Annotated in this window: 12 protein-coding genes and 1 pseudogene; 7 read left to right on the top strand and 6 right to left on the bottom strand. The window is 74.4% G+C overall.

Translation table 11 applies throughout. The features are described from left to right. Positions 1 to 3 precede the first annotated feature (3 nt). From ACF08F_RS03815 to ACF08F_RS03825, 3 genes are all read right to left on the bottom strand, one after another. Positions 4 to 1,470, bottom strand: a complete 1,467-nt coding sequence (locus ACF08F_RS03815; RefSeq protein WP_392296885.1) for an MFS transporter — start codon at positions 1,468 to 1,470, stop codon at positions 4 to 6. Further along, positions 1,470 to 2,840: a discoidin domain-containing protein gene (locus ACF08F_RS03820; RefSeq protein ID WP_392296886.1), complete on the bottom strand. Its 1,371-nt coding sequence runs from the start codon at positions 2,838 to 2,840 to the stop codon at positions 1,470 to 1,472. The genes ACF08F_RS03815 and ACF08F_RS03820 overlap by 1 nt, the downstream gene beginning before the upstream one ends. A 271-nt stretch (positions 2,841 to 3,111) precedes the next feature. Next, on the bottom strand, positions 3,112 to 3,468 hold the full coding sequence (locus ACF08F_RS03825) for a cupin domain-containing protein (RefSeq protein WP_024761994.1): 357 nt from the start codon (positions 3,466 to 3,468) through the stop codon (positions 3,112 to 3,114). A gap of 283 nt (positions 3,469 to 3,751) precedes the next feature. Here ACF08F_RS03825 and ACF08F_RS03830 point away from each other — a divergent pair. Together ACF08F_RS03830 and ACF08F_RS03835 are read left to right on the top strand one after the other, a co-directional pair. Further along, positions 3,752 to 4,654 (top strand): annotated as a pseudogene (locus ACF08F_RS03830) (pseudouridine-5'-phosphate glycosidase); the annotation flags it as partial. A 146-nt stretch (positions 4,655 to 4,800) separates the two neighbouring features. Then, complete coding sequence (locus ACF08F_RS03835) at positions 4,801 to 5,715, top strand: carbohydrate kinase family protein (protein WP_392296887.1); 915 nt, start codon at positions 4,801 to 4,803, stop codon at positions 5,713 to 5,715. A gap of 243 nt (positions 5,716 to 5,958) precedes the next feature. Here ACF08F_RS03835 and ACF08F_RS03840 read toward each other — a convergent pair whose 3' ends face one another. Continuing rightward, the gene (locus tag ACF08F_RS03840) at positions 5,959 to 6,606 is read right to left on the bottom strand and encodes a uridine kinase (RefSeq protein WP_392297317.1); all 648 of its coding nucleotides are present in this window, start codon (positions 6,604 to 6,606) and stop codon (positions 5,959 to 5,961) included. Positions 6,607 to 6,703: 97 nt separating this feature from the next. Here ACF08F_RS03840 and ACF08F_RS03845 point away from each other — a divergent pair, with 97 nt between their 5' ends. Beyond that, the gene (locus tag ACF08F_RS03845) at positions 6,704 to 7,453 is read left to right on the top strand and encodes an SDR family NAD(P)-dependent oxidoreductase (protein WP_392296888.1); all 750 of its coding nucleotides are present in this window, start codon (positions 6,704 to 6,706) and stop codon (positions 7,451 to 7,453) included. A 26-nt stretch (positions 7,454 to 7,479) separates the two neighbouring features. After that, a complete protein-coding gene (locus ACF08F_RS03850; protein ID WP_392296889.1) occupies positions 7,480 to 7,908 on the top strand; it encodes a MerR family transcriptional regulator in 429 nt (142 codons plus the stop codon). Here ACF08F_RS03850 and ACF08F_RS03855 read toward each other — a convergent pair. Next, positions 7,874 to 8,530, bottom strand: coding sequence for a winged helix-turn-helix transcriptional regulator (locus tag ACF08F_RS03855; RefSeq protein ID WP_392296890.1), 657 nt, complete (start codon positions 8,528 to 8,530; stop codon positions 7,874 to 7,876). The two genes, ACF08F_RS03850 and ACF08F_RS03855, sit on opposite strands and share 35 nt — an antisense overlap. Before the next feature lie 91 nt (positions 8,531 to 8,621). Between ACF08F_RS03855 and ACF08F_RS03860 the strand changes: the two genes are divergently transcribed. The 3 genes from ACF08F_RS03860 (at position 8,622) to ACF08F_RS03870 (ending at position 11,101) form a co-directional block, all read left to right on the top strand. Then, the gene (locus tag ACF08F_RS03860; protein WP_392296891.1) at positions 8,622 to 9,833 is read left to right on the top strand and encodes a pyridoxal phosphate-dependent aminotransferase; all 1,212 of its coding nucleotides are present in this window, start codon (positions 8,622 to 8,624) and stop codon (positions 9,831 to 9,833) included. Between the two features lie 106 nt (positions 9,834 to 9,939). After that, on the top strand, positions 9,940 to 10,398 hold the full coding sequence (locus ACF08F_RS03865; protein WP_392296892.1) for a hypothetical protein: 459 nt from the start codon (positions 9,940 to 9,942) through the stop codon (positions 10,396 to 10,398). Between the two features lie 13 nt (positions 10,399 to 10,411). Further along, positions 10,412 to 11,101: a DUF2293 domain-containing protein gene (locus ACF08F_RS03870; protein ID WP_392296893.1), complete on the top strand. Its 690-nt coding sequence runs from the start codon at positions 10,412 to 10,414 to the stop codon at positions 11,099 to 11,101. 177 nt (positions 11,102 to 11,278) lie between these two features. On the opposite strand, the gene ACF08F_RS03875 is transcribed toward ACF08F_RS03870, so the two are convergent. Then, entirely contained in the window at positions 11,279 to 12,079 is an 801-nt protein-coding gene (locus ACF08F_RS03875; protein WP_392296894.1) for a chaplin, read from the bottom strand. Positions 12,080 to 12,091: the final 12 nt, after the last annotated feature.

The following is a 12,091-nucleotide window of genomic DNA, read 5'->3' on the forward strand; positions in this document are numbered from 1 at the left end:
GGGTCAGTCCTCTCGGAGGGGCGTGGGTGCGGCGGGCGGGCTCGCGGTCTGCCGGGGCCGCGGGGCCGGCGGGCCGCTCGCGGTCTGCCGCGGACCCGGGGCCGGCGGTCCGCTCGTGGGAAGGAACCTGGCGGCGCAGCACAGGGCCGCGGCGAGGGCCAGGACCGCCGCCACGAGGGCCGTGCGCGGCCCGCTCGCCGTCCAGACGGCGCCGAACGCGACGGCGGCGCCGAGTCGGGCCAGCGCCTGTGCGGTCTGCACGAGCGCGAGCCCGCCCGCCTGGCGCCCCTCGGTGAGAAAGGGGCCGGTCAGGGCCATCAGGACGCCGTCGGTGGCCGCGTAGAAGGTGCCGATGAGCACGAGGACCCCTCCGAGGAGGAGGGCGTCCGTCACGGGGGCGAGGAGCAGCCCGTACGCGAGGAGCAGGGCCCCGTGCCCGTACAGGAACGGCCTGCGGCGGCCGACCCGGTCGGCGAGGCGGCCCGCCGGGACGGCGAGCAGCAGGTAGACGACGGCGGCGCCGAGCGGCAGGAACGGGAACCAGGTGGCGTCGAGTTCGAGCCGCTGCTGGAGCAGCAGGTAGAGGAACGCGTCGCCGATCGTGGTCGCGCCGAGGAGGGCGGCGCAGAGGAGGATCCGGCGGAACGCGGGCGAGCGCAGCGCGGTGAAGACCCCTCCCCGCGCGCGTGGCGCCGGTTCGGCGGTGGGGCGGGGACCCGGCACGGCCGACGGCGGCGCCGGCGCGTCGGACCGGCCCGGCGCGGTCGGCCGTTGCGGCACGGTCGGCCGCCCCCGCAAGGTCGGCCGTTCCGACACGGTCGGCCGTTGCGGCGCCTTCGGGGTCCGCCGGCGCCCCGGGACGAACAGCACCCACAGCAGGACGCCGAGCAGCCCGACGCAGAAGCTGACGGCGAAGACCGCCTCGTACGCCTCCGCCGTGGCCCACAGCAGGGCGAAGGCGGCCAACGGGCCCAGGAGGGCCCCGGTGGTGTCCATGGCCCGGTGGGTGCCGAAGGCCCGGCCCAGCTCCTCGGGTGGGCTGTGCAGGGTGATGAGCGCGTCGCGCGGGGCCGTGCGGACGCCCTTGCCGAGCAGGTCGGCGGTGATGGCCGCGGCGATCCCGCCGGCCGTGCCGCCCGCGAGGAGGAGGCCGAGGCGGGAGCAGGCCGAGAGGGCGTAGCCGACCCCGCCGACCTGCTTGTGGCGTCCTCCGCGGTCGGCGGTGGCGCCGCCGAGGATCCGTACGAGCGCGGTGGCGCCGGTGGAGAGGCCGTCGAGCAGGCCGAACTGGAGCGGGGAGAGGCCGAGTCCGACGACGAGGTAGAGCGGCAGCACGGCGGTCACCATCTCCGAGGAGACGTCGGTGACCAGGCTGACCGCGCCGAGGGCGAGGACGGTGCCCGGGACGCGCCGACCGCCCCGCGAGGGGGCGGGCGGCGCGTCGCGGCGACCGGTGGTCGCGAGGTACATCAGTGGCAGGTGTAGGTCGGGCCGGAGTCCTTCACCTGGTTGTCGGTGCCGACGTACTGCCAGGTGTAGGTGGTGTCGGTGAGGTCCAGCTTCAGGACGCCGTACGGGCCGCTGATGCGCTTCTGGCTGTTCGGCTGGACCGTCTCGATGTCGTAGGGCTCGGCCCCGCCCATGCCGCCGACGATCTCGACGATGCCGTCGGCGGTGGCCCGCCCTTCGGGGTCCTGCGGGGCGAAGCGCTCGTAGTGGTGGTCGTGGCCGTTGAGCACGAGGTCGGCCTTGGCGCCGTAGAGGATCTTCCAGACAGGCTTGGAGACCGGGTCGTTGCCGTGGCCGCCGGAGGAGTACAGCGGGTGGTGGAAGTAGGCGGCGAGGCAGCCCTTGGTGTTCCGTGCGAGGTCGTCCTTGAGCCACTGGATCTGCGCGGGGTCGTCGAAGGAGTTGGAGTCGAGGGCGACGAAGTGCCAGTTGCCCTGGTCGTAGCTGTAGTAGGGCTTGCCCTGGGGGTAGGCGATCGACCCGAAGTACGACTTGTAGCCGGCGAGCGGGCCGGCCGGGTCGTAGGTCTCGTGGTTGCCGGGCACGGGCCGGGTCTTCGCCTTGAAGGCGCCCCAGGTCTTGTCGTAGTAGGCGCGGAAGTCGGAGAGCAGGGCGTCGTCGTACTGGTTGTCGCCCATGGTCAGGTAGAAGGACGGGGCGATCCGCTGCGCCAGGGCCGCCGTTTTGGGGTGGGCGCAGGAGCTGCTGGAGGCCGTGCACTGGGCGGCGATGTCCCCGGCCGCGACGACGGTGAAGGCGCCGGCGGGCGGGGGCGTGGTGCTGGTCGTGCCGTAGACCTCGACCGTGAAGAGGGAGTAGCCGTACGAGGTGCCGCGGGCGGTCCCGTAGACGCGCAGGTGACGGCCCTGGCCGGTGAGTCCGGTCCAGTCGTCCGTGCCGCCGTTCCCGGCGGTCTCGGTGGCGAGGCGGGTCCAGGTGGTGCCGTCGGCGGAGATCTCGACGCGGTAGGCCTTGGCGTAGGCGGCCTCCCAGACGAGCTTGACGCGGGAGACGGTGGCCCCGGCGCCGAGGTCGACGCGGATCCACTGCGGGTCGACGCCCTCGGCGCTGGCCCAGCGGGTGGTGGACACGCCGTCGAAGGCCTTCTCCGGGCCGAACGTGCTGTCCTCGACGGAGGAGGAGGTGGCCGGTCGGCCCTGGGAGATCAGGGTGTCGGCGGCGGCGCCGGCCCGGTCCGGGAGGGCGAGCAGGAGTCCGCCGACGAGCAGCAGGACGGCGGTGAGGACGAAGGTCAGCCGGGTGGTGGTGAGCGGGGGCGTGAGGGTGGTGGCGGGGGTGCTGCGCGGTGGTGTGGAGGCGGGCAGGCGCATTCCTGGGCTCCCTGGCCTGAGGGGTCGGCGAGAGCTGGACACCGGTGCGGAGCACGAGGGCCCTGCCGCGCGGCGATTCGGGCGCCGGGCGGCAGGGTGGTGCTCGGCGGCCGGGTCAGAGCTCTCGCTGAGCGCGTCACGCCCGTGTGGTCGGGCGCCGCGCCAAGCCGCTGGCCGGGATGCTAGCGGATAGGAAGGTTTCCTACCAGACCTCGAACTGCCCTGCCGCCCACGGGCGTCGGAGCCCCCTCCGCCGGCACCCCGGGAGTCCTCAGAGGCTGATGTGGTACGCCTTGCGGAGGGTCTCGTGCACGGTCCAGGTCGTCCGGTCGCCCTCGCGGAGCACGCACGCGTCACCGGGGCCGATCTCCAGCGTCTCCCCGCCCTCGACGGCGACGGTCGCCCGGCCGCTGACCACCACGAAGAGCTCGTTGGCCTCGGTGTCGGTGACGACGCCGGGCGTGATCTGCCAGATGCCCCGCACCTGCTTTCCGTCGGCGGACTCCCACAGCACCTTGCCCGTCACCTCGGGCGTGCCGGAGACGATCTGGGCGGGGTCGAGCGGGTCCGCCTCGAGCTCCGCGTCGGGGATGTGCACGGCGAAGGAAGGCGCGTCATGTGTCGTCATGGGCGGTGACTGTAGCGGGGGTCCGGAGCCGCTCAGGGACCGGGACCGGATGGAACAGATCACTCCGCTTCGGCTCCTACCAGGCGACTTACCCGAATGCGACGACGGCGACGAATTCCGCACCACGCCCCCGGCGAGGCGTGCCGGGGCGCCTCGCCGGTGCCCGGCCGCCGGAGCGGAGCCGCCGTGACGGATTCCGCAGCCGTGGCCGACGGTGGTGCGGTGTGTGGCAGGAGCTCGCCACCGAGGTTTGCGGGGCCCGTGGTCGCGCCAGGAATGGGACATGTCCACACAGGTGTCCGAAGAGGTACGGGAGGCGCTCCACGAGGGCCGTCCCGTCGTCGCGCTGGAATCGACGATCATCGCCCACGGTCTGCCCCGCCCGCGCAACCTCGCCGTCGCCCTGGAGCTGGAGGGGCTCGTACGGGCCGGGGGCGCCGTCCCGGCCACCGTCGCCGTGATCGACGGCACCGCCCGGGTGGGCCTGGAGCACGCGGCACTGGTCCGGATCGCGGAAGACCCGTCGGTACGGAAGCTGGGCCACCGCGATCTGGCCCCCGCCCTGGCGACCGGGGTGACGGGCGCGACGACGGTCTCGGCGACGGCGTGGCTCGCGGACTCGGCGGGCATACGGGTGTTCGCGACCGGCGGCCTCGGCGGTGTGCACCGCGAGTGGGGCGAGACGCAGGACGAATCGGCCGACCTGCGGCTGCTCGCCGAGGTCGGGATCACCGTGGTGTGCGCCGGGGTGAAGTCGATCCTCGACGTGCCGGCGACGCTGCAGCGCCTGGAGACGCTGGGGGTCACGGTCGTCGGGTACGGCACGGAGCACTTCCCCGGGTTCTACCTGACCTCCTCGGGCGAGCCCGTCGACTGGACCCTGCGGAGCCCCGAGGAGGTGGCGGCGGTCATACGCGCCCAGGACGCGCTCGGCGGACGGCAGTCCGCGCTCGTCGTGGCCAACCCGGTGCCGGAGGCGGAGCAGCTGGACCCCGCGCTCCACGACCGGGTCCTCGCGAGAGGGCTCGCGACGGCGAAGGAGAAGGCGATCACGGGCCAGGCGGTGACGCCGTTCCTGCTCGAATACCTGACGGTGCACACGGAGGGCGCGTCCCTGGAGGCGAACCTCGCGGCGGTCCGGGGCAACGTCCGGCTCGCGGCCCGGATCGCGAAGGCGTACGGCGCGGGGACACCGGGAGGGGGAGCACGGAAGGCAGGGTCACCGGACGCGGAGGCACGGGACGAGGGGTCACCGGACGCGGGGGCACGAGACGAGGGGTCACCGGACGCGGGGGCGCCCGGACCGGGAGCGCCCGGCGTCGCGGGCGGCCGGTGAGGCCGCCGGGGCGCGCGCTGCTGGTCGTCGGGGACGTGGTGACGGACGTCGTCGCCCGGCACCGGACACCCCTCGCAGCCGCGACCGACACGGCGGCGGAGATCAGGACCCTCCCGGGCGGCGCCGGCGCCAACGCCGCCTGCTGGGCGGTGCGTTCCGGCTGCCCGGACGTGCGGCTGCTCGGCCGGGTCGGGACGGACGCGGCGGACTGGCACGAGCGGGCGCTGAGACGTGCCGGGGTGCGCCCGCTGCTCGTCCAGGACCCGGAGGCGGCGACGGCCACCGTGATCGCGCTCGTCGACGCCTCGGCCGAGCGGACCTTCCTCACCGACAGCGGCGCCGCCCTGCGCCTCTCCCCCGCCGACTGGACGGCCGGCCTGCTCGACGGCGTGGCCGCACTGCACCTGTCGGGCTACCTGTTCTTCGCCCCGACGAGCCGCGAGACGGCCCGGAGGGCGCTGCGGGACGCGCGGGAGGCGGGCGTCCCGGTGAGCGTGGACCCGGCCTCGGCGGGGTTCCTCGCGGAGCTGGGGGTGGAGGAGTTCCTGACGGCGGCCGCGGGCGCCGACGTGCTCCTGCCCAACGCCGACGAGGCCCGGCTGCTGGCCGGGGGCCGTGAACCGGAGGCGGCGGCCGCGGAGCTGAGCCGACGTCATCCCCTGGTCGTGGTCACCCTCGGCGCTGCGGGCGCGCTGATCGCCGAGGACGGCGCGGTCACGGCACGCGTGGCGGCGCCCCCGGTCCCCGCGGCGCTGCGGGTGGACTCGACGGGCGCGGGCGACGCGTTCACCGGGGCGTTCCTGGCGGCCCGGCTCGCCGGCGCGGACGCCGCGAAGGCGGCCGAGGCCGGCTGCCGCGCGGGCGCGGAGGCCGTCGGCCTCGTGGGAGGCCGACCTTCGGAGTCTTCTTAGGGCGTGTTGCGAAAGTAGCGCCGGCCGCCCGAAGGGCGGGCCCGACGGCGTCTGGTGCGTGCGATCGCAAGGCGGAGGGTCACCCCGATACTGGATGTATCAGGGTGATCCCGACAACGCGGCGAGCGTGCGTGCCAGACGCCGTCGGGCAGGCGGGACTTTCGCAACACGCCCTGGGCGCCGCCCTGCCCCGCCTGCTCGTTCAGGCCCGGCCGCCCGCGCCCGTCCCCGCGTCGACCGGCGTCACTCCCCGTCGCCGCCGCCCAGCCCGGTCCAGGCCGGGTGGCGCGGGTCGTCGGCGCGGACGACCACATCGGCGGTCGCGGTGGGGTCGACCTCCGTCTCGTACCGCGCGAAGGCGGGCAGCGTCCAGGACTCCTCGGTGCGCCGGGCCAGGGCGCCGACCGAGAGGCGCAGGTGGACGGTGAGGTCGAAGGGGAACCAGTGGCCGAGGAGGAACGGCCCGTGGAGCAGCAGCACACCGCCGGGCGGCAGCGTGACGTACGGGCTGCGGGTCGCCCGGTCCGTGGCCGGGTCCCACAGGTCGGGCAGCACGCGTCCGGTGCCGCCGGGCTCCAGCGGCGTGAACACCTCGCGCCAGAGGGCCCCGACGTCGGTCCACCCGTCGTAGTACGCGTCGGGGTCCTGCTTCCCGTACTCGTACCGGAGTGAGGCCGGACGCAGGAAGCCGCCGGTCCCGGCGACGTGCACGGCCCGGCCGCGCGCCCGGAGCGCCTCGGTGAGGAGCCCGGCCAGCTCGCCGCCGGGTGCGGCCGGCGGCCCGTCGATGCCGACCTTGAGCCACGGCCCGCCGTCACCGGGCGTGGCCGCGTCCAGGTGCCCGGCGAGCGTGCCGGCCAGCCGTTCCCAGGTGATCGCCTCGTATCGCATCCCACTCATCCTGCCCGCCGTTCCCCCGCGTCCCGGCGCATTCCGCGCCGTCACGGCTTGACCTTGTCACTGGCGTCACTGTTCGACCATCGGATTCATGGACACCACAGACACCAGGATTGTCGTCGTCACCGGCGCGGGCACCGGCATCGGCCGGGCCGCCGCGCGCGCCTTCGCCCGGCAGGGGGCGACGGTCGTCGCCGTCGGACGCAGGGAGGAGCCGCTGCGAGAGGCCGCCGAGGGGCACCCCGGGATCCGTCCGTTCGTCGCGGACGTGACGGCGGAGGGCGCCGCCGAGGAGATCGTCGCGGCGGCCGTGACCGTCCACGGGCGCCTCGACGTCCTCGTCAACAACGCCGGGATCGCCTCCGGAGGCCCGCTCGGCACGCTCGACCGCTCGGTGATCACCCCGCTCCTGGAGACGAACCTCGTCGCCCCCGTCCTCCTCACCCAGGCCGCCGTGCCCGCGCTCAAGGAGTCCCGGGGCGTGGTGGTGAACGTGTCGACGGCGGTCGGGCAGCGCGGCTGGCCCGCCAACTCCGTGTATCCGGCGACCAAGAGCGCTTTGGAGACCCTGACCGGGTGCTGGGCGCTGGAGCTCGCGCCCGCCGGGGTCCGCGTGGTGGCCGTCGCGCCCGGCGCCATCGACACCCCGATCGCCGAGCACATGGGCCTGTCCCCCGACCGCTTGGCGGCGCTGCGGGCGTGGCAGCTCGCGCACACCCCGCTGGGCCGCCTCGGCAGGCCCGAGGAGGTCGCTCGGGTGATCACCTCGCTGGCCGCGCCCGACGCCGCGTTCGTGACCGGCGCCGTCCTGCCCGTCGACGGGGGTGGACTGGTCACGTGATACGACTGCGTCCGGAGGTGGCGTCCTTGCGCATCGGTGAACTGGCCCGGCGGACAGGGGTGTCGCCGCGCGCGCTGCGCCACTACGAGCAGGCGGGCCTGATCGCGTCCGCCCGGGCGGACAACGGGTACCGGGTGTACGGGGAGGGTGCCGTCGCGCGCGTCGCGAACATCCGGCACCTGCTGGCCGCCGGACTCACTCTCGACGACGTGTCCGCCTTCCGCTCGTGCCTGGACGGGGACGTCGCGTCGGCCGCGCCGTCCGCCCGAGGGCTGGAGATCGCCCGCGAGCGGCTGGCCGTCCTCGACGCGCGGATCGCGGCGCAGACGGAGGCCCGGAACCGGCTCGCGGCGGCCCTGGCGGAGTCGTACCCCGATGTGTCGCCCGTCCCGGCCGGCGCCCCCTCGGGCAGCGGTCAGGTCACGCGGGGGACGCCGAGGCCGCGCCCGACGTGACGACGGCGCGCCCCGAACCGACCGCCGCCGCGAGCGTCAACTCGCCTTCCGCGAGGGCCCGGCAGGTCGCCGCGTCGGTCCGCAGCAGGACGTCGGGACCGGCGGCCGTACCGCCGTCGTACGACCCGCCGTAGACCCCGTCGCCGTACTCCGCACCGCCCTCGCCGCCGATCCGCACGTGGAACTCCCCCTCGTCCAGGCTCACCTGCACGACCCCCGGGCCCAGTTCCGCGAGCGGTCCCAGGAGCGGGATCGCGTACCAGTGCGCGCGGACGGCGTCGGTCGGCCGCGGTTCGCCCAGCTCGGGCGCCCCCCACGCGGCGAGCGAGCGCAGCACGGGCAGCAGGTCCCGGCCGCGGGGGGTGAGTTCGTACACGAACGCCGAGGCGGGCGGCGGCAGTCGGCGGCGGGTGACGAGCTCGGCACCCTCCATGTCCTTGAGGCGCCCGGCGAGCATGTCGGTGCTGACGCCCGGGAGATCGGCGTGGAGGTCGGTGTAGCGGCGCGGCCCGGCGAGGAGTTCGCGGACGACGAGCAGGGTCCAGCGGTCGCCGACGAGGTCGAGGGCGCGCGCTGCGGCGCAGTGCTGGTCGTAGCTGCGGCGGCGTGGCTGACGTGGCATGCGACGCAGTCTAGACATGTTGTTGGACTTTCCAAGCTCGAACTTGGTAAAACCAAGCAACACTGATTTCGGGGACCTGGGGAGGTCGGACATGGAGTTCCGGCAGTCGAGCAAGCTGAGCGAGGTCTGCTACGAGATCCGCGGCCCGGTGATCGAGCACGCCAACGCGCTGGAGGAGGCGGGCCACAGCGTCCTGCGCCTCAACACCGGCAACCCGGCGCTCTTCGGCTTCGAGGCGCCCGAGGAGATCGTCCAGGACATGATCCGGATGCTCCCGAAGGCCCACGGCTACACCGACTCCCGAGGCATCCTCTCCGCCCGCCGCGCGGTCGCCCAGCGCTACCAGTCCATGGGCCTGTCCGACGTGGACGTCGACGACGTCTTCCTCGGCAACGGCGTGTCCGAGCTGATCTCGATGGCCGTCCAGGCCCTCCTCGAGGACGGCGACGAGGTCCTCGTACCCGCCCCCGACTACCCGCTGTGGACGGCGGTGGTCACGCTCGCCGGCGGCAAGCCCGTGCACTACCTGTGCGACGAGGCCGCCGACTGGTACCCGGACCTCGACGACATGGCGTCGAAGATCACCGACCGCACCAAGGCCGTCGTCGTCATCAACCCGAACAACCCGACCGGCGCCGTCTACCCGAAGGAGATCCTGGACGGCATCTTCGAACTCGCCCGGCGCCACGGCCTGATGGTCCTCGCCGACGAGATCTACGACCAGATCGTCTACGACGAGGCCGTCCACCACCCGGCCGCCTCGCTCGCACCCGACCTGGTCGTCCTCACCTTCGGCGGGCTCTCCAAGACCTACCGGGTGGCGGGCTTCCGCTCCGGCTGGCTGGTCGTCAGCGGTCCGAAGCAGCACGCCAGGAACTACCTGGAGGGCCTCACCATGCTGGCCTCCATGCGGCTCTGCCCCAACGCCCCCGCCCAGTACGCCATCCAGGCCGCGCTCGGCGGCCGGCAGTCGATCCACGAGCTCACCGCACCGGGCGGCCGACTGCGCGAACAGCGCGACCGGGCCTGGGAGAAGCTCAACGAGATCCCCGGCGTCTCCTGCGTGAAGCCGAAGGGCGCGCTGTACGCCTTCCCGCGCCTCGACCCCGCCGTGCACAGGATCCACGACGACGAGAAGTTCGTCCTCGACCTGCTGCTGCGGGAGAAGATCCAGGTCGTCCAGGGCACGGGCTTCAACTGGCCGCGCCCGGACCACTTCCGCATCCTTACCCTGCCGTACGCCGACGACCTCGACGCCGCCATCAGCCGCATCGGCCGCTTCCTGAGCAGCTACCGCCAGTGACGTCCCGCCCCCCGGCTGTCATGATCTGAGGGTCCGAAGATCTTCGGGCACGGACGAGCGAATCGGCCGAGGACTTCGGCCGGGGGAACGGGGAGGCCGGCCGGTCATGGATGTGGCGCTGATAGCCGTGATGGGAACACTGCTGGGCGTGATCGCCACGCACTGGTTCCAGGGACGGACCACCGAGCGGACAGCCGCGCTCGCCCGGAACGAGCAGCTGCGCCAGGAGCGGATCGAGACGTACAGCGCCTTCGCGGGCGCGGTCGTCGAGTACCGGCACAGCCAGAACGACCGCTGGTTCCGCGCGGCCATGAAGCCCGGCTCGAAGGAGGCGGAGGAGTCCCGCCACGCCTCCTACCGGCAGCGCACCGCCGCCCGACAGGCCCTCTTCCGCGTCCAGCTGGTCTGCGACGACCCGGAGACCCGGCGGCTCGCCGAGGCGGCCTTCGTGGAGTCCCACTGCATGCACGACGCGGTCGACGAGGCGGACCGGGCCCGCCGCTCGGAGAAGGCGAAGGAGTCCCTCGCCGCGTTCATCGCCGCCGCCGCGCCCGGCGTCCGCTGAGAGGGGACCGGACGTGGACCTCGTCGCGCCCGTCGTCGTGGAGCCGCTGCGGCGGCGCCGCTGCTCGGAGTGCCTCCAGGGCCCCCTGGAGCGGATGGTCGTCGAGTTCAACGCGCTGATCTGCCTGGACTGCGCGGATCTCGGCCACCTGGTCTTCCTGCGGCGGGGGGACACGGCGCTCACCCGACGCGCGAGGGAGGGCAGCGCCCTCTGGGCGGTGGTGGTACGGCACAACAGGCGCCGCACACGGTACGAGCGCCAGGGCCTGCTCGTCGAAGAGGCGGCGCTGGCACGGGCGGAGGCGGCCTGCCTGGCGGACGCGGAGGCGCGCGCCAGGCGGCGGGCCCGGGACGCGGCACGCCGGGCGGCGGTCGACGCGGAGATCACCGCGACCCTGCGGGCCGAGATCCTCCGGCTGTTCCCGTCCTGCCCTGCGGACCGGGCCACGGAGATCTCCGAGCACGCCTCTGCGAAGGGCAGCGGGCGCGTGGGGCGCACGGCCGCGGGCCGGTCGCTCGACCGGGGCGCCGTCACCGCCGCCGTACGCGCCTCCGTACGGCATGTCGACACGCCGTACGACAGCCTGCTGATGCGGGGTGTCCCCCGGCACCAGGCCCGGACGAGGGTCGCTCCCGCCATCGAGACGGTCCTCCGGGCCTGGCGCGGCGGCGCCGAGGACACGCGCGGCCTGGGACGCGGCTGACTGCTCGGGGGTCAGCGCGCGTCGGCCGGGCCGCGAAGGAAGGACGTGGTGTCCCGTCCCCGGCGCGCGGAGGGGACCGTCAGGCCTGGTGCCGGTGCAGGGAGCGGACCGTCAGGTCTGGTCCCCGTGCGGGGAAGCGGACCGTCAGGCCTGGTCCTCGGCGCGGGACGCGGTCCGTCAGGCCTGGTCCCCGGCGCGGCGGGCGCGGCGGTACATCAGGGCGCCGCCGAGCAGCAGTGCGGCGCTGCCCGCCGCGGCGAAGCCGACGGTGTCCGAACCCGTGGCGGCCAGCGCGACCGACTCGGACTCGGTCTGCGGCGCGTGGGCCGGGGCCGGTACGGGCGCGGGGGCAGGCGTCTCGATCACCTCGGTGCTCGGAACCGGCACGTTCTTGACGGGCGTCTGCGGGCGCGGGGTCGGCTTCTCGATCGGCTGGACCGGCTTGGCCGGGCCGTTGACCGAGGTGTTGCCGACGGCCGGGTTGCCGATGCCGACGACGTTGACCGAGTTCCCGGTGACGTTCACCGGGAGGTCGATCGGCAGCTGGATGCCGTTGCCGGAGAGGATGCCGGGGGAACCCTCGGTGTGGGTCTCGGCGGTGGCGCCACCGCCGTTGGAGGAGCCGCCCCCGTGGGAGCCGCCGCCCTGCTCGCCGCCGCGCGGGGTGCCGGGCAGGTCCTTGTGCGACCGGCCGCCGCCGTCCTCCTCGCCGTAGCCGCCCGGCTCGGGCGCGGCCGACTTGTTGGCACAGCTGTTGCCTGCCGCCGGGTTGAGCAGCCCGATGACGTTGACCGTGTTGCCGCAGACGTTGACCGGCACGTGGACGGGCAGCTGGACCGTGTTGCCGGAGACCACTCCGGGCGAACCGACCGCGGCGCCCTGCGCGCCGGCGTCGGCATGGGCGGCGCCCGCCGAGAGCGCGAGCGCCCCACCCGTGACCATCAGTGTCGCCAGACCACTTCGGCGAATCTGCCGCATGGCTTCCTGCCT

The organism is Streptomyces sp. NPDC015130 (assembly GCF_043080005.1).
Lineage (GTDB): Bacteria > Actinomycetota > Actinomycetes > Streptomycetales > Streptomycetaceae > Streptomyces.

Excerpts from the sequence above, each read along its gene's own strand:
- ACF08F_RS03815 (WP_392296885.1), bottom strand. The coding sequence starts at position 1,470 with ATGTACCTCGCGACCACCGGTCGCCGCGACGCGCCGCCCGCCCCCTCG.
- ACF08F_RS03820 (WP_392296886.1), bottom strand. The coding sequence starts at position 2,840 with ATGCGCCTGCCCGCCTCCACACCACCGCGCAGCACCCCCGCCACCACC.
- ACF08F_RS03825 (WP_024761994.1), bottom strand. The coding sequence starts at position 3,468 with ATGACGACACATGACGCGCCTTCCTTCGCCGTGCACATCCCCGACGCG.
- ACF08F_RS03840 (WP_392297317.1), bottom strand. The coding sequence starts at position 6,606 with ATGCGATACGAGGCGATCACCTGGGAACGGCTGGCCGGCACGCTCGCC.
- ACF08F_RS03845 (WP_392296888.1), top strand. The coding sequence starts at position 6,704 with ATGGACACCACAGACACCAGGATTGTCGTCGTCACCGGCGCGGGCACC.
- ACF08F_RS03855 (WP_392296890.1), bottom strand. The coding sequence starts at position 8,530 with ATGCCACGTCAGCCACGCCGCCGCAGCTACGACCAGCACTGCGCCGCA.
- ACF08F_RS03860 (WP_392296891.1), top strand. The coding sequence starts at position 8,622 with ATGGAGTTCCGGCAGTCGAGCAAGCTGAGCGAGGTCTGCTACGAGATC.
- ACF08F_RS03865 (WP_392296892.1), top strand. The coding sequence starts at position 9,940 with ATGGATGTGGCGCTGATAGCCGTGATGGGAACACTGCTGGGCGTGATC.
- ACF08F_RS03875 (WP_392296894.1), bottom strand. The coding sequence starts at position 12,079 with ATGCGGCAGATTCGCCGAAGTGGTCTGGCGACACTGATGGTCACGGGT.